This window comes from Plantibacter elymi (nom. nud.) (assembly GCF_900177795.1).
Classification (GTDB): domain Bacteria; phylum Actinomycetota; class Actinomycetes; order Actinomycetales; family Microbacteriaceae; genus Plantibacter; species Plantibacter elymi.
Genome location: NZ_FXWJ01000004.1, coordinates 487033 through 508688 on the forward strand (window position 1 = coordinate 487033; position 21656 = coordinate 508688).

Consider the following 21656-nt stretch of genomic DNA (forward strand, 5'->3'; position numbering starts at 1 on the left):
CCCCGTACGAGCGCCCCGTCCACGGGCGGCATGGTAAGCTCAACGCTAGTCTTTATCGTTCCCTGGTAGGCGAAAGCCCCGGACGCCCCGCAAGCGCGGCCGGTCAGAAAATCATGAGGGGGTCTCGCATGGGTCGTGGCCGTCAAAAGGCAAAGCACACGAAGATCGCTCGTGAGCTCAAGTCGTTCAGCCCGGACGTGAACTACAACGCGCTCGAGCGCGAGCTCACGGGGCACTCCGTCGACCACCCGGGCACGGGCGTCGACGAGAGCTACGACGACGAGATCGCCAAGTGGGCTGAATACGCCGAGAAGTACGCCGACGGTGAGGCGAAGGGCGCGTAGGCGCGCCCTTCCCACCGCTCCGGCGTGCGCCCGCATCGGCGGTTCGCCGTCGCTCCAGCACGTCACGGCTGGGTGATCTCTCAGACGAGGGTCGGCAAATGGAGTTCTCGCTGGGCGGAGACTAGCCTGGACGGATGAACACCGACGAACTCCGCGTTGCCGCCAAAAAGCGCCTGAAGGCGCAGCACGATTTCAAGCAGTTTCTCGCCGTCTGGGGTGCGGTCTCCGTCCTCCTGATCGTCATCTGGCTCCTCACCGGCGCCTGGGGATACTTCTGGCCGATCTGGCCGATCTTCGTGATGGGCATCGCCCTGGTCTTCGTCGGTCTCGATGCCTATGGTCCGCCCAAGCACATCACCGAGGACGCCATCGACGCCGAGGTCGCGCGCCTCGTGAACCGGCAGCAGCAGCGCGCCGCCGCTCGCGAGGCCGCCTCGCAGCCGAACCCCGCGCAGGCACCGTACGCCGGTCAGAGCGGGTACGAGCAGCACCCCTATCAGGCGGGCCAGACCGGCCAGGCGCCGGTCTACGACCCCGCACAGTACGGACAGACCACCGCCTACGACACCTCGCAGTATGCGGGCGGCCAGACCGGCGGATACGGCACGCCGCAGACCCAGCAGGGCGCCCAGGCGACGCAGCAGTACGGCGCCTACCAGGCTCCGTCGACCGAGGCCCCGACCCCTGAGGCGCCGGCAGCGGAGCCCACCTCGGACTGGGTGCGCGCCGCCGAGCCCACCCCGACCGAGCAGTTCGCCGCGGTCTTCTCCGGCACCGACAGCGCACCCGACGCCGCAACCGCTCCGGACACCTCCGCTGAACCGGCCGAGTCGATCGTCCTCGAGTCGACCGCCACCGGCGACGCCGAGACCGTCGCAGCGGCTGCCGACGAGACCGAGGCACGCCTCGCGAACGACGAGACCGGAGCCGCCGACACGACCGGACGCGACGAGACCGTGTCAGCCACTGCTCCGGCTGCCGCCGTGAGCGCGCCACGCACCTCGACCGGCCGGTCGACGACGACGCGTTCGACGACGGCCCGGAAGCCCGCCGCGAAGACGACCACGACGGCGACGGCCGCGGGCACCACCGTCCGCAAGACGAGTTCGACGCGCGCCACCACCGGTTCGACGACGCCCAAGGCCGCAGCGGCCAAGACCACGACGCCGAAGGCAGCAGCCACGAAGGCGACCACGACGAAGACGACGGGCGCCGCGGCGAAGCCGGCCACCGCGAAGGCACCGGCGAAGCCGCGCACGACGAAGCCGAAGGCGACCCCCGCGGCCGCGTCGGTGCCGCTCGAGCAGCCCGGTTCGCCGGAGTAGCAGTCGGTTCTTGAACGACGAAGCGCGCGAGCCCCTCGGGGCTCGCGCGCTTCGTCGTTCAAGCGGGACTCAGGAGAGCTGCGAGCGCTCCACCCACTCGAGGTACTCCTCGGAGACCGTACCGGTGACGTACTCGCCGGTGAAGCAGCTCATCTCGAGGTCGCTGATGCCGGACCCCTCGAGGATGGCGGCCTTCATGTCGGCGACCTCCTGGTAGATGAGGTTGTCGGCACCCAGCTCGCGGGCGATGTCGGGGATCTTCTTGCCGTGTGCGACGAGCTCCTGGCGGGACGGCATGTTGATGCCGTACACGTGGGGGTAGCGGACCGGCGGTGCGGCGGAGGTGAAGGTCACCTTGTTGGCTCCGGCGAGGCGCGCCATGTCGACGATCTCCTTCGACGTCGTCCCGCGGACGATCGAGTCGTCGACGATGAGGATGTTCTTGCCCTTGAACTCGGAGCCCATCGCGTTGAGCTTCTGACGGACGCTCTTCTTGCGCTGTGCCTGGCCCGGCATGATGAAGGTGCGTCCCACGTACCGGTTCTTGTAGAAGCCCTCGCGGTACTCGATGCCGAGCTTCTGGGCGACCTGCATGGCCGCCGGGCGGGAGGAGTCCGGGATCGGCATGACGACGTCGATGTCGCCCATCGGCGTGTACTCGGCGATGGTGTCGGCGAGCCGGTTGCCGAGACGCAGTCGGGCCTCGTAGACCGAGATGCCGTTCATGACGGAGTCGGGGCGAGCGAGGTACACGTACTCGAAGGAGCACGGCACGAGCCGCGGGTTCTTCGCGCACTGACGCGAGTACAGCTCACCCGACGCGGTGATGAAGACGGCCTCTCCCGGGGCGATCTCGCGGACGATCTCGTAGCCGCCGGCTTCGAGGACGAGCGACTCCGAGGCGACCACCCAGTCGTTGCCGACCAGGCCCGTCTGGCGCTTGCCGAGGATGAGCGGACGGATGCCGAACGGGTCGCGGAAGGCGAGCAGGCCGTGGCCCGCGATGAGGGCGATCGTCGCGTAGGAGCCCTCGACCCGCTCGTGCACGTTCTCGACGGCGTTGAACACCTGGTCGGGATCGAGGTCGAGGCCGCTGATCTGCCCCTGCAGCTCCGTCGCGAGGACGTTGAGCAGCAGCTCGGTGTCGCTCGTGGAGTTCACGTGGCGGCGGTCGACGTGGAACAGGTCCTTGCTGAGCTCGCGGGTGTTCGTGAGGTTGCCGTTGTGGATGAGTGTGATGCCGTAGGGCGCGTTCACGTAGAACGGCTGCGCCTCGCTCTCGTTGGCGGCGTCACCCTTCGTCGCGTAGCGCACGTGGCCGAGGCCCATGTTGCCGAGGAGCGAGCGCATGTCGCGGGTGCGGAAGGCTTCACGCACCTGGCCCTTGGCCTTGACCATGTGGAAGGTGCTGCCGTCGGCGGTGGCGATGCCGGTGGAGTCCTGACCGCGGTGCTGGAGGAGCAGGAGGCTGTCGTAGACCTGCTGGTTGGCAGGCTCGGTTGAGACGATGCCGACGATGCCGCACATGCGTGGGGACTCCTTGGGGTTCGTGCTGGGCGAGTGGCGGAACGGAGGAACAGTGGGCCGGATCGGTGCGACTAGTCGCGGTAGGCGCCGACGAGGCGGACGGCACCGCCGTCGACCCCCTTGGCACCCTGTTCGAACGCGCTGAGGTCTGCGGCGGCGTCGCCGAGGTGCACGGTGCCGACCTGCCAGGTCGCGATCCCGTCGGCCTCGAGGGCGGCCGTGACGCCGTCGGCGACCGCCGGCGAGACGACGGCGAAGAATCCGACGCCCAGGTTCCAGGTGCCCTCGCTCGACTCGAGCGAGGATCCGGCCAGCTCGCTCAGCGTCCGGAACACCGGCGACGGGCTCCAGGTGGAGCGGTCGACCTCGGCCCAGGACCCCTTGGGCAGGACGCGGGCGAGGTTGGCGGCGATCCCGCCTCCGGTGACGTGGCTGAGCGAGTGGACGCCGCCCGCGAAGGCCGGGGCGTCGAGCAGCCGCAGGAGGGGCAGGGTGTAGAGCCGCGTCGGCTCGAGGAGGGCCTCGCCGAACGTCGTGCCGAGCTCGTCGCTGTGGTCGGCGTAGCCGACACCCGCCTGGGCGAGGATGTGCCGCACGAGGGAGAAGCCGTTCGAGTGCAGGCCCGAGGACGCGAGTGCGAGGACGACGTCGCCGTCCTCGACGCGGTGCTCACCGAGGATGGCGTCCGCCTCCACCGCACCGGTGCAGGCGCCGGCGACGTCGTAGTCGTCGACCCCGAGGAGTCCGGGGTGCTCCGCGGTCTCGCCACCGATGAGCGCCGTCCCGGTGTCGGAGCAGGCCTGGGCGATGCCCGAGACGATCGAGGCGATGCGCTCCGGGTGGACCTTGCCGCAGGCGATGTAGTCGGTCATGAAGAGCGGCTTCGCCCCGACCACGACGATGTCGTCGACGACCATGCCGACGAGGTCCTGGCCGATGGTGTCGTGCTTGTCGATGGCCTGGGCGATCGCGACCTTCGTGCCGACACCGTCGGTCGACGTCGCGAGCAGGGGCCGACGGAAGGCGGTGAGTGCTGAGGCGTCGAACAGGCCGGCGAACCCGCCGAAGCCGCCGAAGACCTCCGGGCCGTGCGTCTTCGCGACGGCGGCCTTCATGAGCTCGACGGCGCGGTCACCGGCTGCCGTGTCGACACCGGCCTCCCGGTAGCTGGTGGATGAGGTCATGACCGTCCTGAACCTTCTGCGATGGGTGGATTCGGGGGGCCGGACTCACCTGGCTCGGCACTGACGGAACCGGCAGGTTCCGCGTCGGCCGCGGGGGTCCCGGCTGGATGCACGTCAACTCTATCCGCTGCGACGATCCGCGTCCGTCGCGCCATGGAGCGGTCGATGAGGAGACCGATGACGAGGGCGATCGCGCCGAAGACGACGACGCACACGAGCAGGAGGAAGCCGAACACCTGGGTGAGCGAGTAGTCGGCGCTCCCCGGGAACGCGAAGGTGAGGATGAGCGCGGCGATGATCCCCACGAAGGCACCGATGACGAGGAACCGCCAGTAGCGGGGCGACCGCCGCACGGAGACCGAACCGGAGGAGTACACGGTCGCGACCTCGGTGTCGGGCTCGGTCGGCGTCGCGGGGCCGGTCGGTTCGGATGGGTGCTGAGCTTCCGGCGCTGGCTGCCCGGTGGCGTCTGTCATGCCTCCATTCTCCCCCACGATCCTGGGCATCGTGAACCGATGGTGAACGGCCGCGGTCGACGTGCCGACGGGTACGATCGAGCGGTGGACACGACGGGGACCGAGACGACCGATCCCGTTCCGATCCCTCCCGACGACACCCTGCTCTCGGCGGTCGAGTCCGCCGCCGCCGTCGCCGGGTTCACGCTCGAGCCGGAGCAGCTGGAGGTGGCGAGGCGCCTGGCATCACTCCGGATCGCCGAGGATCGTCCGGCGCACCTGTACCTGTGGGGTGCGGCCGGGCGGGGCAAGACCTGGCTCCTCGACGCGTTCTTCGCAGCGCTCCCGACGCATCGGAGGCGTCGCGTCCACTTCCACTCCTTCTTCCGTGGGCTGCACGCCGCGATCCACCGGGTCCGCACGGAGGCCGCCGACGCCGCTCGAGCGACGGGCGAGCCGGGCGCCGGGTCCCGCGCGGCGACCGGAGCGGTGACGAACGCGGTCGAGCAAGCCGTCGACGAACTGCTCGACGAGGTGGACGTCGTCCTGTTCGATGAGTTCCAGGTGCACGATCCCGGCGACGGCGCGCTCATGATCCGGCTGCTCGACGCGCTCTTCGCCCGACAGGTGACCCTGTTGACGAGCTCGAACTCCGCGCCGCAGGATCTGCTGCCGGACCCGGGGTACCACCACATCTTCGAGCCCGGAGTCGCCCTGATCGAGGCGAACATGCAGGTGCTCGAACTCGCCGGCTCGACCGACCACCGTCGCAGCTCCCCGGTCAGGCACCGCGACGGCTTCGCCCGTGGCAGCTGGTCCATCGCCGGCGAGTCCGCGGACGCCCACCTCGCGGCACTCGGCCTCCACCGTCCGGGGCCGGGCGAGGAGACGACTCTGACGATCAGTGGCCACACGTTCCATGCAGCCGCCGCGCGCGACGGCCTCGTCTGGTTCGCCAGCGCCGAACTCATCGAGCGTCCGACCTCGGTCGGCGACTACCTCGCCTGGGCGGGGGACTACGACCGGTGGGTCCTCGACGCCGTACCCGAATCCCCTGCCCTCACCCGGGAGGCCCGCACCCGGTTCGTCCATCTCGTCGACGCCCTGTGCGATCTCGGCATCGAACTCCACGTCGTGGCCACCACCGACCGGGAGACCTTCATGACCGATCCCGCCCTCGGACCGGACGGGTTCGCCCGCGACGCGGTCAGGACGCGCAGTCGGCTCGCCCTCCTCCGCGAGATCCACTGACAGCAGTCAGTTCCCGGCGAGCACGGCCCGCTCGACGGCGCGGTCCAGTCCGACGACTGGCCGGTCCGGACGCTGCGGCGCCACACCACCGAGAGCCTGCAGCCAACCCCACGTGTCGGCGACGGTCTCGGCGAGCGGACGACGACGGAGACCCGCCGCGACCGCACGCGAGACGTCACCGTGATGCATCGCGTCGGCGTCCGGTCCGGTGGGGAGCCAGACGGGCAGTTGGGTCCAGGGCTGGATCCCGGCCGCGAGCACCCGCTCCTGATCCACCCAGCGGAGGGTCGCACCCGACCCGGTCGCGTCGATGCAGGCGTCGAGCAGCTCCCCCAGCGTCGTCGCCCGTGGCTCGCTCACGACGTTGAACGCACCACTCGCGCCCGTCGAACCGGCCGAGAGGAGGAAGGCCGCGAGATCCCGCGCATCGATGTACTGGATGGGGTCGGAAGCGGCGCCGGGGGCGAGCACCTCACCGCCCTCGGCGATCCGGGCCAGCCACCACGGCAGTCGCCCGATGTTCTCGTGCGGGCCGAGGATGAGGCCGGCTCGCGCCAGGACCGCTCGGTCGCCGAACGCCTGCACGGCGGCCAGCTCGCCGCCGCGCTTGGCACGGGCGTAGTCAGCGAAGCCGTCATCATGCACCGACCCGTCGACGACCGGTGCATCCTCCGAAGCACCGGCGGGGAGCGGGTCGGCGTAAACGGAGCGGCTCGACACGTACACGTAGCTCCCGACCCGGTCGGACAGCAGCGCGGCCGCGTCGCGGACGGCGACCGGAGCCCACGACCACGTGTCGACCGCGACATCCCACGACCCGAGCCTGAGTGCATCGAGTCCGCCGGGCAGCGTCCGGTCGCCGTGCAGCACGGTGACCGCGTCCGACGGCGAGGCGCGGTTCGTACCGCGATGGAAGACGGTGACCTCCCAGCCGGCGGCGACGGCCTCGTCGACGACCGCTCGCCCGACGAACTCCGTCCCACCCAGGACCAACAGCCGATTCGTACTCATGCCACCATCACAGCGCACGAGGCGACGGCGCACCACCCCGGTTCGCTGGGAGCAGCGAGCCGCGCGCCCGAGGAGAGCGCCGTCCGCGGGCTACTTGCGGCTGTGCTCCAGCGAGCCGGCTCGCATGGCGGCCTCGTCGTTCAGGTCGACGCGGGAGGCCGTGTAGTAACTGCTCCACTTCGCCGCGTGGTAGACGGGGTTCATGACGAACCAGTACGCCCGGCGCTTCCAGCCGTATTGCTTGTCGTGGACGATCCGCTTGGCATCGCGGATCGCGCCGACGACGGTGTAGCCGATCTGCCGGTACCGGGAGAGCCGCGCGATCGGCTTCCCGATCCGGCGCAGCGCCGTCGTCTCGTCGAAGATGCGCTTGCGGTACTCGTCGAGCGTGAGGTCGTTCGAGTGGATGACCCAGCCCCGCGGCGCGTACGCCTTCCGCAGGCCGGCCGCGATGATGTCGGCACCGAAGGCCATGTCCTCGGAGTACGGGAGGTCGCGGTACGGGATGTCGCCGAGCAGGAGCTCGCGGCGCGTCGCCGAGTTCACGTCCGAGTAGAACGCGAGGGCGTCGAGCAGCCCGCCGTTGCCGTCGGCGAAGCCGTCGTTCGCGAACACCGTCGTGCCGAAGTCGGGCCCGAAGCCGTGGAAGACGTCATGGATCTCGTACTTCAGCAGCGGGAAGCAGTTCGGGCGCGCGATCTGCTTGCCCATGACCGCGACGACGTCCATACCGTCGGGGTCCAAGGGGGTGGTCAGCTCGTGCAGCCACCGGGAATCGCCCGGGATCGCGTCGTGTGTGAGGTACGCGACGTACTTGCCGCGGGCGAGCCGAGCGGCGAGCTGGCGGGTCCGGCCGTGGCCGAACTCGCTGTTCGGAATGACGTGCAGCCGGACGTCCGGGTGGGCGGCGACGATGTCGAGCGTGCGGTCCGTGGAACCGGAATCGATGACGAGCGTCTCGAAGGTACCGTCGTACTCCTGGGCCTCGATGGCGGAGAGGATCTGTTCGAGGTACATCTCACCGTTGTAGGTGGGGATGACGATCGTCGCGTCGAGCGTCGTCTCGGCAGGGGCTTCGATGTCGGAGGTCACCGCACCAATGTACCCGGAACGTCAGCGCGGCAGGAGCAGTGGCACGAGGCCCGTGAGGTCCGCCCGCTGGCCGGAGGCGTGCACCGTGCCGCCGGCCATCGCCGTGGTCCAGTCGATGCGGCCGGAGGCGAGCGCGAGCCAGGTCGGTGCGTCCATCTCGATGACGTTCGGCGGCGTGCCTCGGGTGTGGCGGGGGCCCTCGATGCACTGCACCGCACCGAACGGCGGCACCCGCACCTCGACGGTGTTGCCTGGTGCCCGCTCGACGAGGAGCTCCAACAGGTAGCGGACCGCGGTCGCCGTGTCCGTGCGCGACGCCGGTGCATCCCCGAGCGCCTGCTCCAGGGCAGCGCGACCGACGGCGTCCGTGATCCTGGGTCTGGCCATGCATTCGAGGCTAGGCCATTGCGCCTTAAGCTAGACGGGTGAAGATCCTCGTCCTCGGTTCCGGTGCTCGCGAGCACGCCATCATCAAGGCTCTCCTCTCCGAAGAGGCCGGGCACCACATCATCGCCGCCCCCGGCAACGCGGGCATCGCGGGGGATGTGACCGTGGTCGGCATCGACCAGGAGAACCCTTCGATCGTGCGTGACTTCGCCCGTGACGAAGCGGTCGACCTCGTCGTCATCGGGCCCGAGGCCCCGCTCGTCGCCGGCGTGGCCGACAAGCTGCGCGCCGCCGGCATCCCCGTCTTCGGCCCCAACCGCTCGGCGGCCGCGCTCGAGGGCTCGAAGTCCTTCGCGAAGCGGATCATGGACGAAGCCGGCGTGCCCACCGGTCGCGCGGTCCGCGCCGAGGACCTCGACGCAACGATCGCCGCGCTCGACGACTTCGGTGCCCCCTACGTCGTCAAGGCCGACGGCCTCGCGGCGGGCAAGGGCGTCCTCGTCACCCACGACCGCGACGCGGCCATCCAGCACGCCACCAACTGGCTCGGCTACGGCGGCGTCCTCGTCGAGGAGTTCCTCGACGGCCAGGAGGTCTCCCTCTTCTTCATCACCGACGGCGAGACGGTGCTCCCGCTTTCCCCCGCGCAGGACTACAAGCGACTGCTCGACGGCGACGCCGGCCCGAACACCGGCGGAATGGGCGCCTACTCCCCGCTGCCGTGGCTCGACAACCGCTTCGGGAGCGAGACGGCCTTCGTCGACGAGGTCCTCGAGACCGTCGCCGTCCCCGTCGTGCGCCAGCTGGCGTCGGAGGGCAACCCGTTCCAGGGGCTCCTCTACGCCGGACTCATCCTCACCGAACGCGGGATCCGCGTGATCGAGTTCAACGCGCGCTTCGGCGACCCGGAGACGCAGGTCGTCCTCCCCCGACTCGTGACGCCGCTGTCGGCGCTCCTGCTCGGCTCGGCCACCGGCACGCTCGGCGAGCAGCCGCGACCCGCGTTCGCCGAGGCGAGCGCGGTGACCGTGGTGCTCGCGAGTCAGAACTACCCCGAGACGCCCGTCACCGGCCGGAGCATCACCGGTCTCGACGCGGCCGTCGCCGTCGAGGGCGTCCACCTCGTCCACGCCGCCACGGCCGACGTCGACGGTGGCCTGGTCGCCACCGGCGGTCGCGTCCTCAATGTCGTGGCCCTCGGATCCACCTTCCCGGAGGCACGCGGCCGTGCGTACGAGGCGCTGTCGCGCATCGAACTCGAGGGCGGTCAGTACCGCACCGACATCGCCGCACGCGTCTCCTGATCGCGGCCCGGATGAGCGCAGCAGCGGGAACCGGGTCGTCGGCCGTCGTCGAGAGTCACGACGGCACCAGACTGCACGTGGACGTGATCGGCGACGACGCCCTGCCACCCCTCGTCGTCCTCGCCGGCGGTCCGGCGCGTCACCCGGTCTACCTCGGTGATCTCGGGGGCCTGAGCACCAGGCGTCGCCTCATCGTGCTGCACCAACGCGGGGTCGGACGGTCCGAGAGCGGGTCGTCGACCGCTGCAGCCAGCTGGCCGGAACTCGCCGAGGACGTCGAGGCCGTGCGTCGCTGGCTCGACGTCGACCGCCTCGAACTCCTCGGGCACTCCGCCGGGACCCGCGTCGCCGTGAGCTACGCCGCGCGCTACCCGCACCGGCTTGACCGCCTGTGCCTCATCACGCCGCCCGCCACCTGGCTCGTCGACACGGACGACGACAGCGCGGAGATCATCGCGCGGCACGCGGCGGAGGACTGGTACCCCGGCTTCCTCGACGCGCTGCCCGCGCTGCTCGCGGCGCCGGACTCCGCGTCGGGGAACCGCTTGTTCCCGGCGGTGGCGCCCATCGCCTGGGGCGACTGGGACGACACCGCCCGCGAACACGAGCGTCTGGGCGCCTGGCACCCGGCCGCGCAGGACGCGTTCGTGCACACCCCCACGATCGACGAGGTCGAGGACATCCGCGACGCCCTCCGCACCGTCACCGCGCCCGTCCTCGTGGTCGCGGGCTCCGAAGACGGCCTGACGGGACTCGCGCCCGTCGTCGACCTCGCGAAGCGGTTCCCGCTCGGCCAGGCCATCGTGCTCGACGGGTGCGGACACTACCCCTGGGTGGAGCAGCCGCGATCCTTCGCCGCCGCCGTCCACGGCTTCTTCCCGATCGGCTGACCGGTGCGCAGCGTCGATCTGACGTTCGATGAGGCCCTCGAGGCCGCCGTCCGCGACCGCTGGCAAGCGCTCCTCGACCTCGGCATCAGCAGTCTCGCCACGCATCGCGGTGCGAGCAACCGTCCGCACGTCACGCTGTCGGCCGGGGAGGACCTCGAGCTCACCAGCCGGCCGACCTTCGCGCCGTTCGCCGTCCGGCTCGGGGCTCCGCTCCTGTTCCCACGTCGCTCGGGCGCCGTCCTCGCGCTCACGGTGATCCCCACGCACGAGCTGCTGGAGCTGCACGGACGAGTGACCGGAGACGTCACCGGTGCGTTCGAGCACACGCTGCCTGGCGCCTGGACACCCCACGTCACACTCGCCCGGCGCGTCGCCGGCGAGCAGACCGCCGCGGCACTCGCCGGGCTCCGGTCGCTCGGCGACCTCCCGTCCGGGCTCGTCACCGGGGTCCGGTTCTGGAACGGCGACACCAGCACGGTCACGGACCTCCTCGGCCCGTGACCGTCCCGTGCCGCTGTGTCGGTTGAGCCGCTACTCTGCTTCAGACCGAGCGGTGGCGGCAGCCGCGGCGACCGCGGCGGCCTGTCCGTGCTGGGTCTCCGGGGTCGACCAGGCGGCAGCCTTCGGCTTCTGGAAGAACAGGACCACGACCGCGCCCACGAGCGCGAGGGCTGCCGGCAGGAGCAACGACTGGGCCATGGCGGTGGTGAACCCGGCGTGCAGGAACTCCGGCAGCTCGCCGCCCGTCACCTCGCTCACGCCGCCGGCCGCCCCACCGGGTGCAGCGGGCAGCTCGGCCGCGAGGCGGCCCTGGATAAGCGCGGCGATGGCCGCACTGCCGAGGACGGCTCCGATCTGACGCGTCGTGTTGAACACACCTGAGCCGGCGCCGGCCTGGTGCTGCGGGAGCCCCCGGGTGGTGAGGTTGGAGACCGGCCCCCACATGAAGCCGTTGGCGAGGCCGAGGACGGCACTCGGGAGGAGCAGCATGAGGATCGGCTGCTCGGGAGTGAGGAGGATCGAGTACCAGCCGAGCGCGATGGCCAGCAGGAGGAGCCCCGCGAGGGCGAACCACTTCGGGTTCACGCGGTCGATCGCCCGCCCGACCACGGGCGCGAGCCCGGCGGAGAGCACGGCCATCGGCACGAGCATGAGCGCCGACTGCGTCGGGGTCAGGCCGCGGACGGTCTGGTAGAAGAAGACGAGCGGCAGCGACATGCTCGTGATCGTGAACCCGATCGTCGAGATAGCGAGGTTGCCGACCGAGAAGTTACGGTCGCGGAACAACGCCAGCGGGAGCAGCGGCTCGCCCTTCATGACGGCCTGCCACAGGACGAACAGGCCGAGGACGACGACACCGGCGATGATGAGGCTCCACACGGTGATCGGACCGGTGATCGTGCCCCAGTCGTAGCTCTGGCCCTCCTGGATGCCGAACACGAGGAGGAACATCCCGAGCCCGCTCAGGACGACCCCGAGCACGTCGAACTTGTGCGGGTGCGTGGCGAGCGCGGGGACGTTCCGCCAGACCATGATGAAGCCGATGACACCGACGGGCACGTTGATGAAGAAGATCCACTCCCACCCGAGGCCGTCGACGAGCACGCCGCCCAGGATCGGGCCGACGAGCGTCGCGACACCAGCGGTCGCTCCCCAGAGACCCATGGCCGCACCGCGGCGGTCCGGCGGGAAGATGCGCGTGATGACGGCCATCGTCTGCGGGGTCATGAGCGCGGCGCCGAGACCCTGCACGACGCGGGCGACGATGAGCATCTCGATGGAGCCCGACAGGCCGCACCAGAGTGAGGCGAGCGTGAAGACGACGAGGCCGATGAGGTAGAGGTTCTTCGGGCCGAAGCGGTCGCCGAGGCGGCCGGTGATGAGCAGCGGTACCGCATAGGCGAGCAGGTAGGCGCTCGTCACCCAGATGACGTTGTTGATGTCCGTGTCGAGGCCGCGCATGATCGCGGGGTTCGCCACGGACACGATGGTCGTGTCGATAAGGATCATGAAGAAGCCGATGACCAGGGACCAGAGCGCCGGCCAGGGGCGCACGGCCCCGGGTGCCGGACCGGAGACGCCCTGGGGAGGCGTGGTGGGGGTGGTGGACATGATGTCCCTTTCTGCACGGAGGACGGGTTCGCGTTCGGGACGCGAGGATGAGCGGGACCGCCGGCCGGACTGGTCGGTCGTCCCGGAGGTTCAGGTGGAGGGTGTCGGCTGGGCGGACACGGGCGGGGTCGCCGCCTGCTCGTGGAGTGGCGCACGGGTCCCCGGCACGTGCCAGGCGAGTGCACCGTCGGCGATCTCGCCGAGGAGCGATTCGAGGTGGGCGATCTCGGCGCGCAGCATGGCTGCCGAGTAGGGGACGTTGATCCAGTACACGCGCGGGATCCCGCGCTCGAGCGCCCACGTCATGCGGCGATCGAGGTCGGCGAGCTCGGCCTGTTGCCGGAGGATACGGGTCTCGAGCAGTATCCGCACCTCGTCGGCGCCCAGTTCGTGCGCCTCGGACAGCGCGAGCCCGAGCTCCGGGTACTCGTTCGTGGGGGTGCTGAGCAGCTCGCGCAGCCGCTCCCCCAGCAGGTGTCGGCCGAGGTCGGTGATCTCGAAGGTGGTGCGCTCGGGTCGGGCTCCCTCGCGGTCGGTCCCGGAGGCGAGCACGAGGCCGTCGGCCTCGAGTCCGTAGACGGCGCGGTAGAGCGAGCCGGGGCTCACCTTGACGACGCGGTCCTCCTGGCGGTGGAGCGCGAGTTGGTACATCTCGTAGGGGTGCATGGGGCGCTCGGCCAGGTAGCCGAGCGCGGCGACGGCGAGCAGGCCGAGCGGCTTGACCTTGCCCATGCCCCTCCCCTCACTCCACGCGAACTATTCCACGTGGAATATACGCGTACCGTCCCAAGGTCGCAAGCCCTGGCGACCGGCCCGGCCACCGCCGATGCACGATAATGAACGAGTGAGCGCACCCTCGGAGACCAACGCCTGGAACCACGTCTACTCGGGCAAGGTCCGCGACCTGTACGAGCCGGCCGCCGGGCCCGACGACCTCTTGCTCGTCGTCGCGAGCGACCGGGTGAGCGCCTTCGACCACGTCCTCGAGCCGGGCATCCCCGGCAAGGGCGATCTGCTCACCAGTCTGAGCCTCTGGTGGTTCGACCAGCTCCGCGAGGTGCCGAACCATCTCGTCCCCGACCACGAGCTCGACGCCGCGGGTGTCGCGGTGTCCAGCATCCCTGCCGAGTTCGCCGGCCGCGCGATGCTCGTCCGCAAGCTCGACATGTTCCCCGTCGAGTGCGTCGTCCGCGGCTACCTCACCGGCTCCGGCTGGAAGGAGTACGTCGCGCACCGCACCGTCTGCGGCATCCCACTGCCCGACGGCCTCCGCGACGGCGATCGCCTGCCCGAGCCGCTGTTCACCCCCGCGTACAAGGCGCCGCTCGGCGAGCACGACGAGAACATCTCGTTCTCCCGGATGGTCGAACTCATCGGCGAGGACGACGCGGTCGCGCTGAAGGACCTGTCACTCGGCATCTACGGGACGGCATCACTGACGGCGGAACGCCACGGCGTCATCCTCGCCGACACGAAGTTCGAATTCGGCCGCAACCCGGCGACCGGCGTCATCACGCTCGGCGACGAGGTGCTCACCTCGGACTCCAGCCGGTACTGGGACCGCGACGTCTACCTGACGAGCGACGACCCCACCGCACGGATGGCGAGCTTCGACAAGCAGATCGTCCGCAACTGGCTGGCCCACAACTGGGACCAGGACGACGCCTCGACGCCCGCGCCGCCGACCCTGCCTGCCGAGATCGTCACGCAGACGGCCGACCGTTACCGCGAACTCCTGGAGCGCCTCACCGGCAGCGCTCGCTGACCACCGAAACCAACCACATCGCGGAGGTGCCAGTCAGCCTGTCTTCCGACGTGCGCGGAGCCGGGCGTTGTCGGCCAGGATGGCCTGCGCATCGGGCAGCGGCCCCTCCGGCACGATGACGCCCATGAGCGTGGCCGTCTTCTCGAGTGCGTCGCGTGCGTCGTCGGCCGCGAGCCGCGCCTCGACGAGATCGCAGGAATCGTCACTGCCCACCTCGCTGCGGGTGCCGCTGCGCTCCACGAGCTCGCGCTGCAGTCGCTCCGCGGTGGCGTACATGCGCGTCAGCGTCCAGAGCGAGGTCCACGGGAGGTCGTCGCTCAGCCCGATGAGGTGATCGTTGAGCGGGTCGATCCACCGAGACGGCTGGTGCCCGCCGTCCAGTCGACGGCGACGGTTGCGTCGCTCGGCCGACACGAGCAGGAAGACGGCGACGAGGATCGCACCGAGCAAGGCGCCGACGACGTCGAGTCCGGGCGCCCAATCCGGGTCGAAACCGGGGAGCGACACGGACGAGCGTTCGTCGTGGACGAGCGACCACTCGACGAGCACGCCCACCGTCGCACCGATGACGAAGCCCGTGAGCAGGAGGAAGGCACCGAGCAGGAGCGTGATCCTCCGCCGCAGCTGGTGGCCGCGCTGCTGATCCTCGGTGAGCTCACCTCGTTCCGCGAACGGATCCACGACCATGAGGCGACCACCCACACGGACCACACCAGGGTGGCGAGTCGTGACCGTCATGGCCCGAGGATACCCCACAAGGTGGGTCATGCGGCAGGATTCACGAGCCGAGATCGGCGGAAATCCGCGGTGGATCGGCTGTCGTGACCCCCGGAATGGGGGCGCTCGAAGGGGTCACGCCGCTCCGAAGAGCCGTCGCCGAGCCGTCGACGGAACCCAGCCAGTCTCACCGGACGATCCGCGCCAGGTCGAAGCGCACCCCGTGGTCCGTTCAGGGTCGGACACCGACGCGCGGGAACGCCCCCGATGCAGCTGCGACGAGCGCGTCGTCGACCTCGTGCAACGGGAACACCGGACCGACGAGTTCGGCGAACGGATACCGACGCCACGCACCGGTCAGGAAGTCGACCGCGCGCGCCAGATCCCGAGGTCGGTAGTTGTGCGCGCCGCGCACCGTGAGGAGGCGTCGGACGATGCGTTCGGCGTCGATGCCGAGCGGCGCACCGGGCGACACGCTGCCGACGAGGACCGCCGTCCCGCCGATCGACAGCGACGCGATGGCGGCGTCGACGGCGCGGGCGTCGCCGGACATCTCGATGGCCACGGGGAAGCCCTCCACGCCCGCCGCCAGGTGCGCGGCGTCGAGGTGCTCGGCGGCACCGATCGTGGGGTCGACGGTCGCGATGGCGCCGAAGCGACCGGCGAGCAGCCGGCGGGCGGGGTCCGGATCGCTCACGACGACGCGGGCGCCCGCATCGGTCGCGATGGCCGCGACGGTCAGCCCGAGCATCCCGGCGCCGGTCACGAGGACCGCCGTGCCGGGCAGGTCGCGCCCGGCCGCGTCCAGGGCGGCGATCGCGGTGGCCGTCGCGCAGGACGCCGGAGCGAAGACGGCGGCGGGCGGCGTCTCCCCCACGATCACGATGGCCGTGCCTTCGAGGAGTTCGACGTGGGTCGCGAACCCGCCGCTCAACTCCCATCCGCGGTGCACCCGGTCGTGCCCGTACTTCGCGAGTCGACGGCACTTCTGCTCCAGGCCGGCGGAGCAGCGGTCGCAGACGCCGCAGCTCACGACGACCGACCACACGACCCGCATCCCCGCGACGAGGACGGTCCCGTCCACCGCGGTGACGGGTCCCCCGACCGCCACGACGCGTCCCACCTGTTCGTGCCCGAGGACGAGCGGGGTGGCGGCGTCACGGTGTCCGAGGACGGTGTGCACGTCGGAGCCGCACACGGTCGCCAGTTCCACCTCGACGAGGACGTCCCCCGGCCCCAGCGTCACCCCGGGCACCGCCATCGCCTGGTGCGGGTGCCCTGGCCCCTGCCAGACCATCGCGATCGGCGACGGCCTGATGAAGACGTCGTTGCCCTCGTGCGCGGTGAGCGTCGTGTGCATGGTTCCCCCGGTCGGTCGTTCAGTCGAGACCGAGGAGCGCGGGCAACTCGGCGATGCTCGTGATGATCTCGTCGGCGCCCGCCGCGAGCAGCGTCTCCTCGTCGTGCGCTCCGGTGAGCACCCCGACGACGAGCCCCGCGCCGGCGTTCACCCCGGACAGCATGTCGCTGGCCGTGTCGCCGACGACGACAACGGTGTCGACCGCGCTCGCACCGAACCGGAGGAGCGCGGTCAGCGGGAGGTCCGGTGCTGGACGCCCTCGGCCGGCGTCGGCGGGCGACAGGGCGCCGTCGGCGAGCTCGGACCACCCGAGGTTCGCGAGGAGTGCGTCGCGCGTGGCGGGGGCGAACCCGGTGGTGAACACGACGCCCACGCCGAGCTCGCGGAACCGTCGCACCGTGTCCTCGGCTCCGGGGATCGCCTCGACGCGCCCCTCGCCGACGAGGCGCTCGTAGGCCGCTTCGAAGGTGGCGTTGCCGGAGGCGGCTCGAGCCTCGTCGCCGTCGGTCAGCATGAGGAACACGTCGAGCTTCGACTGACCCATCGTGTCGCGGACGAGTTCGATGGCCGCGTCGAGTGCGTCCTCGGTGTCGATGCCGATCGTCTCGGCCGCGACGCGGAAGGCGTCCTCGACGACGCCGTCGTCCGAGACCGTCGTCCCGGCGAGGTCGAGGACCACGAGTTCGAGCAGGAGGTCGTCCTCGTGCGCGTCGTCGGACCCGTCCTCCAGCTCGTCGAGGTCGGCGAGGTCGGTCTCCACGTCGTCGACGGGTTCGGGAGCGGTGCTGTCCTGCTGGGATCGATCGGTGCTGGTCACGAGAAGCCTTTCTGAAGGTGGGCTGATGCGTCGCGGATACTGGTCGGCTGCGCCGGCGAGAAGGTCGGGCCGAGGTGTTCGGCGACGGCCAGCTCGCCGAGCGCGGGTCCGGTGGTCATCCCGATGCCCGTCGTCGCGGCGACCACCCGGACGCCCGGGGTCGGTTCGTCGATGAGCAACTCCTCCGGGGCGGTGGCGTAGACGCCCTGCCAGCGTTCGAGGACGTCGAGCCTCGTCCCGAACAGCGCGCTTCCGGCCCGCAGGAGTTCGTCGAAGGCGTGCTCGGACTGGAACGGGGACACCGCCTCGCCGCGGCTGTGGGTGTCGCCGAGGATGATCGAGCCGTCCGGCAGCTGGGTCGCCATGAGGTTGACGTCGAGCGACGCGAGCCCAGGGTGGTCCTGCTGCAGTCGCTCCCGGAGTGCCGGGATGGCGGGCGAGTCGGCGAATCCGGCGTAGCGCAGGAGCGACCACCCGGTCAGGAGCGGCGCGGGCATCGGCCTCGGAAGCTCGGCGCGCACCCGGAGCATGTCGAGCGCGCATCGACGGACAGCCGCCCGCTCGGCCAGCTCGGGGAGGAGCGTGTCGATGTCGTGGTTCACCGCGACCACGGTGAGGCCTGCGGCGATGACGCCGCGACTGGTGTCGACGAAGCCGGAGCGCAGTCCGGTCACGGTCGTCCGGCGCCGGAACTCGACACCGCGACGTTCCAGGTACGCCGTCACGGCGCCCAGTGCCTGACGCGGGTTCACCTGGAGGTCGCGTGGCAGCCAGGCACCGCCCACCACGTCGTCGGCGCTGACCGGCACCTGCTGCAGGAACTCGGCCGCGTCGTACAGGCGGACGTCGGCCGCGGCACCCACCTGGGCACGGAACGCCGCGAAGTCCTCGAGGACGCGCAGCTCGTCGAGGTGCCGGGCGACCACGTGCGTGCCCGAGCGCCGGACCCACAGTCCCGCGTCCTGCTCGAGTCGCTGCCAGATCTCGGCCGAACGCGCGGCGAGGCGAGCGGCGAGCCCGGCCTGCGGCGTCGCGGCCAGATGGCCGAAGTTGCGGACCGACGCACCCTGGGCTTCGGCCGAGCGTTCGACGACCACGACCTCGGCACCGGCGTCCACGGCGGCGAGCGCCGCGGACAGCCCGACGATGCCGGCTCCGACGATCACGACGTCCGCGCGATCGGCCGAGGCACCGAGCGAGCCGACACCGAGGCCGACCCGCCCTGCCGACATCCCGCCGCTCATCCGTCGTCCGTTCACGAGAACACCCTCCGCATCCACATGGCGATGCCCTCGACGACGAGGACGACCGCGAGGATCATCAGCACGATGGCCGTGACCTGGTCGTAGTTCCCGCCCTGGTCCGCCTGGATCAGGTAGTAGCCGATGCCGCCTCCGCCGACGATGCCGAGCATGGTCGCGGCGCGGATGTTCGTGTCGAGCGTGTAGAAGGTGTGCCCGACCAATGCACGGGCACCCTGCGGGAGCGTCGCGGCGGCGTAGACCTGCGGTCGCGTCGCGCCGACGGCGGTCAGCGCGCGTTCCGGTCCGGGCGCGACCTCCTCGAAGGAGTCGGCGATGAGCTTGCCGAGGAGGCCGATCCCGCAGATGCCGAGCGCGAGCGTCCCCGCCTGGGCGCCGAGCCCGGTGACCACGATGAGGAGGATCGCGAGGATGAGCTCCGGGATCCCGCGGATGCCGACGAGCGCGAACCGGGCGCCGGTGCGGACACCGCGGTTCGGGGCGACGTTCCGTGCGGCGAGGGACCCGATGACGATCGAGCAGACGAGGGCGATAAGGGTCGCCGCGAAGGCGATCGCGACGGTCTCGAACATCGCCTCGACCATCTGCTCCGTCGTGCGCATGCCGAACGACGGCGGCCAGAGTCGGACGAGGACGTCGGGGGCCTTGGCCCAGAACGTCACGAGGTCGCCCCACTGGATGTCGGACACGACGACGCCCCAGACCACGACCGCCACGGCGAGCCAGGCACCGACGGTGTCGCGGACGCGGGCCGGCGTCCACGGACGCTTCGCTGCAGCGGCGATCCGGGACTCGGTACTCGGAGTGGCCACAGTCAGGCTGCTCCCACCCGCCGCGCGACGTGCCTGCCGGCCCGCGGCCACCCGACGCACGACGCGGTCACCGAGTCCGCGTCCGGTCGGCTGCACCCCGAGCATCACGGTCCGCACGGTGCTCGACACGATCTCCATGACGACGCACAGCGCGAAGATCACGATCGCGAGTCCGATGCCGAGCGAGTAGTCGAGCGATTTGAACGCGAGCGACAGTTCACGGCCGAGGCCGAGGACGCCGACGTAACCGAGGAGGACCGAACCGCGCAGGTTGATGTCGCCACGGTGGAGGACCGTGGCCACCCAGGACGGGAGGACCTGCGGCAGGACGCCCGAGGTGAACTCCTGCAGCTTCGAGCCGCCGGCCGCCCGGATCGCGAGTCGCGGCCCTTCGTCGACCTGCTCGATCGCGTCCGCGAAGAGCTTCGAGATCATGCCGACGGAGTGCAGCCCGATCGCGATGATGCCGGGCAGCGAGCCGAGCGAGAACATGAGCACGAGGATCATCGCGATGACGACATCAGGCACGGCACGGCTGAGCACGCCGACGAACCGACCGACCGCGCGCCACGCCGGTCCTGGGGTCGTGTTCGCGGCTGCGAGGTACGCGACCGGGACCGAGAGCACCGCAGCGAGGACGGTGCCGGAGATGACGATCCCGAGGGTCAGGGCGGTGAGCGACAGCAGTTCCCCGGGCGGCGGGAACGTGATCGTGCCCACCCGGTTGAAGAAGTTGACCGCGTTGCCCCAGCTCGCCACCATGTTCGGGATCGAGATCCCGACCTCGAGAAGCGAGTAGACCGAGAACGCGAGCAGCGCGACGAGCGTGAGCACGGCGGCGATCGTCTGCGGGCGGAGCCGACCGACCGGGACGGGTCCGGAGAGTCCTGGCGGGCGGCCGGCGGGCGGTGCCGTCTTCGCGGGCGCGGTGACGACCATCAGCGGGTCCTGCCGGGTCGACGGAGCTCGTCGGGCTCGCGGCCGTCGACATCGGCGTCGAACTCCCACTCCGGGTCGTCGGGCAGTTCGTCCTCGCCCACGCGCTCCTCGACGCCGAGCAGGCCGCGGAGGTCGTCGTCGGGGTCGCCGAGCAGCTCGTCGGTCTCCAACTCCACCGCGATCGCCTGCAGCTCACGGGTGCTCGTCGCGACCCGGCCGTAGATCTCCATCACCTCGGTCTTCGACAGGCCGTCGGTCGTGGTGTCGAGGACCACCTCGCCGTGACGGAGACCGACGATGCGGTCGCCCCAGGAGAGCGCGAGGTCGACCTGGTGCAGGCTGCACACGACGGTGAGTCCGCGGTCGATCGCGATCTCGCGGATGAGGGCCATCACCTGCTCACTCGACTCCGGGTCGAGGGAGGCGACGGGCTCGTCGGCGAGGAGGATCTCGGGGTCCTGCATGAGCGCTCTGGCGATGGCGACGCGCTGCTGCTGTCCGCCGGAGAGGGTGTCGGCGCGCTGGTACGCACGCTCGAGGAGCCCGACGCGGTCGAGGTGACCGAGCGCCTTCAACTTCAGGGTGCGGCCGTAGCCGAGGATGCCGAGACGCGGCCCGCGGACGCCCGCCAGCGAACCGGTCAGGACGTTCTCGAGGACGGTGAGCGACGGGACCAGCTCGAACTGCTGGAAGACGAACCCGACGCGGGCGCGGAGCCGGCGTAGGGCGCGCTGTCCGAGGGCCGGCACCTCGTCGCCGAGGACCGAGACCGACCCGGCGGTGGGCCGCTCGAGACCGTCCAGGTGACGGAGGAGCGTCGATTTGCCGGAGCCCGACAGACCGAGCAGGACGACGATCTCACCGCGACGGATGTCGAGGTCGACGCGCTGCAGGGCGACCGTCCGGTCGAAGCGCTTCGTGACCCCGCGGAGACGCACGAGCGGTTCCGCTTGGTCGGATGCGGTGTGACGCGCCTGCTGCTCGGTGACGCTCATGGCTGCTGCCTCTCGTGAGGTTGGTGGTGGTGCGGATGTCGCACCTCGACAGGCTCGGTGAGCGGGTACCGGAGCACCGGTCACTGAGCCTGTCGAAGTGCAGAGGT

General features: G+C 70.7%; 21 protein-coding genes. 7 read left to right on the forward strand and 14 right to left on the reverse strand.

Features of this window, described 5'->3' with window-relative positions; all coding sequences use genetic code 11:
• The first annotated feature begins 128 nt into the window (after nt 1–128).
• Together CCK91_RS14770 and CCK91_RS14775 are read left to right on the forward strand one after the other, a co-directional pair.
• Nucleotides 129–344, forward strand: a complete 216-nt coding sequence (locus CCK91_RS14770) for a DUF3073 domain-containing protein (protein ID WP_064294210.1) — start codon at nt 129–131, stop codon at nt 342–344.
• 134 nt (nt 345–478) lie between these two features.
• Nucleotides 479–1669, forward strand: a complete 1191-nt coding sequence (locus tag CCK91_RS14775; RefSeq protein WP_086474623.1) for a 2TM domain-containing protein — start codon at nt 479–481, stop codon at nt 1667–1669.
• Nucleotides 1670–1738: 69 nt separating this feature from the next.
• On the opposite strand, the gene purF is transcribed toward CCK91_RS14775, so the two are convergent.
• The 3 genes from purF to CCK91_RS19820 all read right to left on the reverse strand — a co-directional run bounded on the left by purF (nt 1739) and on the right by CCK91_RS19820 (nt 4856).
• Nucleotides 1739–3196, reverse strand: coding sequence for an amidophosphoribosyltransferase (purF, locus tag CCK91_RS14780; protein WP_085511828.1), 1458 nt, complete (start codon nt 3194–3196; stop codon nt 1739–1741).
• Between the two features lie 71 nt (nt 3197–3267).
• Nucleotides 3268–4380 carry a phosphoribosylformylglycinamidine cyclo-ligase gene (purM, locus tag CCK91_RS14785; protein ID WP_086474624.1) on the reverse strand — a complete coding sequence of 371 codons (1113 nt, stop codon included), beginning with the start codon at nt 4378–4380 and terminating at the stop codon, nt 3268–3270.
• On the reverse strand, nt 4377–4856 hold the full coding sequence (locus CCK91_RS19820; protein ID WP_192018765.1) for a DUF2273 domain-containing protein: 480 nt from the start codon (nt 4854–4856) through the stop codon (nt 4377–4379). Before CCK91_RS19820 ends, purM begins: the two co-directional genes overlap by 4 nt.
• Before the next feature lie 84 nt (nt 4857–4940).
• On the opposite strand from CCK91_RS19820, the gene zapE reads away from it, so the two are divergent.
• A complete protein-coding gene (gene zapE / locus CCK91_RS14795; RefSeq protein ID WP_165767061.1) occupies nt 4941–6086 on the forward strand; it encodes an AFG1/ZapE family ATPase in 1146 nt (381 codons plus the stop codon).
• A gap of 6 nt (nt 6087–6092) precedes the next feature.
• Here the strand turns inward: zapE and CCK91_RS14800 are convergent, their stop codons facing one another.
• The 3 genes from CCK91_RS14800 to CCK91_RS14810 all read right to left on the reverse strand — a co-directional run bounded on the left by CCK91_RS14800 (nt 6093) and on the right by CCK91_RS14810 (nt 8576).
• On the reverse strand, nt 6093–7097 hold the full coding sequence (locus CCK91_RS14800; RefSeq protein ID WP_086474626.1) for an NAD-dependent epimerase/dehydratase family protein: 1005 nt from the start codon (nt 7095–7097) through the stop codon (nt 6093–6095).
• A gap of 90 nt (nt 7098–7187) precedes the next feature.
• Nucleotides 7188–8189, reverse strand: a complete 1002-nt coding sequence (locus CCK91_RS14805) for a glycosyltransferase family A protein (RefSeq protein WP_242664552.1) — start codon at nt 8187–8189, stop codon at nt 7188–7190.
• 21 nt (nt 8190–8210) lie between these two features.
• Nucleotides 8211–8576, reverse strand: a complete 366-nt coding sequence (locus CCK91_RS14810) for a sterol carrier family protein (RefSeq protein WP_064294203.1) — start codon at nt 8574–8576, stop codon at nt 8211–8213.
• Nucleotides 8577–8614: 38 nt separating this feature from the next.
• Between CCK91_RS14810 and purD the strand changes: the two genes are divergently transcribed.
• The 3 genes from purD to CCK91_RS14825 are packed head-to-tail and all read left to right on the forward strand — an operon-like array spanning nt 8615 to nt 11271.
• Nucleotides 8615–9880, forward strand: coding sequence for a phosphoribosylamine--glycine ligase (purD, locus tag CCK91_RS14815; protein ID WP_086474627.1), 1266 nt, complete (start codon nt 8615–8617; stop codon nt 9878–9880).
• Nucleotides 9881–9891: 11 nt separating this feature from the next.
• Nucleotides 9892–10770: an alpha/beta fold hydrolase gene (locus tag CCK91_RS14820; protein ID WP_086474628.1), complete on the forward strand. Its 879-nt coding sequence runs from the start codon at nt 9892–9894 to the stop codon at nt 10768–10770.
• A gap of 3 nt (nt 10771–10773) precedes the next feature.
• On the forward strand, nt 10774–11271 hold the full coding sequence (locus CCK91_RS14825) for a 2'-5' RNA ligase family protein (RefSeq protein WP_086474629.1): 498 nt from the start codon (nt 10774–10776) through the stop codon (nt 11269–11271).
• A 30-nt stretch (nt 11272–11301) separates the two neighbouring features.
• On the opposite strand, the gene CCK91_RS14830 is transcribed toward CCK91_RS14825, so the two are convergent.
• Nucleotides 11302–12882 carry a DHA2 family efflux MFS transporter permease subunit gene (locus CCK91_RS14830; protein ID WP_086474630.1) on the reverse strand — a complete coding sequence of 527 codons (1581 nt, stop codon included), beginning with the start codon at nt 12880–12882 and terminating at the stop codon, nt 11302–11304.
• A 90-nt stretch (nt 12883–12972) separates the two neighbouring features.
• A complete protein-coding gene (locus tag CCK91_RS14835; protein WP_086474631.1) occupies nt 12973–13614 on the reverse strand; it encodes a PadR family transcriptional regulator in 642 nt (213 codons plus the stop codon).
• Between the two features lie 94 nt (nt 13615–13708).
• On the opposite strand from CCK91_RS14835, the gene CCK91_RS14840 reads away from it, so the two are divergent.
• The gene (locus CCK91_RS14840) at nt 13709–14647 is read left to right on the forward strand and encodes a phosphoribosylaminoimidazolesuccinocarboxamide synthase (RefSeq protein ID WP_086474632.1); all 939 of its coding nucleotides are present in this window, start codon (nt 13709–13711) and stop codon (nt 14645–14647) included.
• Nucleotides 14648–14680: 33 nt separating this feature from the next.
• Here the strand turns inward: CCK91_RS14840 and CCK91_RS14845 are convergent, their stop codons facing one another.
• The 6 genes from CCK91_RS14845 to phnC all read right to left on the reverse strand — a co-directional run bounded on the left by CCK91_RS14845 (nt 14681) and on the right by phnC (nt 21549).
• Nucleotides 14681–15385, reverse strand: a complete 705-nt coding sequence (locus CCK91_RS14845; RefSeq protein ID WP_133060008.1) for a hypothetical protein — start codon at nt 15383–15385, stop codon at nt 14681–14683.
• 211 nt (nt 15386–15596) lie between these two features.
• Entirely contained in the window at nt 15597–16724 is a 1128-nt protein-coding gene (locus CCK91_RS14850) for a zinc-binding dehydrogenase (protein WP_085511839.1), read from the reverse strand.
• Between the two features lie 19 nt (nt 16725–16743).
• Nucleotides 16744–17541 carry an HAD family hydrolase gene (locus tag CCK91_RS14855; RefSeq protein ID WP_242664553.1) on the reverse strand — a complete coding sequence of 266 codons (798 nt, stop codon included), beginning with the start codon at nt 17539–17541 and terminating at the stop codon, nt 16744–16746.
• Nucleotides 17538–18800: a TIGR03364 family FAD-dependent oxidoreductase gene (locus tag CCK91_RS14860; RefSeq protein WP_242664554.1), complete on the reverse strand. Its 1263-nt coding sequence runs from the start codon at nt 18798–18800 to the stop codon at nt 17538–17540. The genes CCK91_RS14855 and CCK91_RS14860 overlap by 4 nt, the downstream gene beginning before the upstream one ends.
• Nucleotides 18797–20554 (reverse strand): phosphonate ABC transporter, permease protein PhnE, encoded by a 1758-nt coding sequence (phnE, locus tag CCK91_RS14865; RefSeq protein ID WP_086474634.1) that lies wholly within the window; start codon nt 20552–20554, stop codon nt 18797–18799. Before phnE ends, CCK91_RS14860 begins: the two co-directional genes overlap by 4 nt.
• Nucleotides 20554–21549 (reverse strand): phosphonate ABC transporter ATP-binding protein, encoded by a 996-nt coding sequence (gene phnC, locus CCK91_RS14870; protein ID WP_086474635.1) that lies wholly within the window; start codon nt 21547–21549, stop codon nt 20554–20556. The genes phnE and phnC overlap by 1 nt, the downstream gene beginning before the upstream one ends.
• Nucleotides 21550–21656 lie beyond the last annotated feature (107 nt).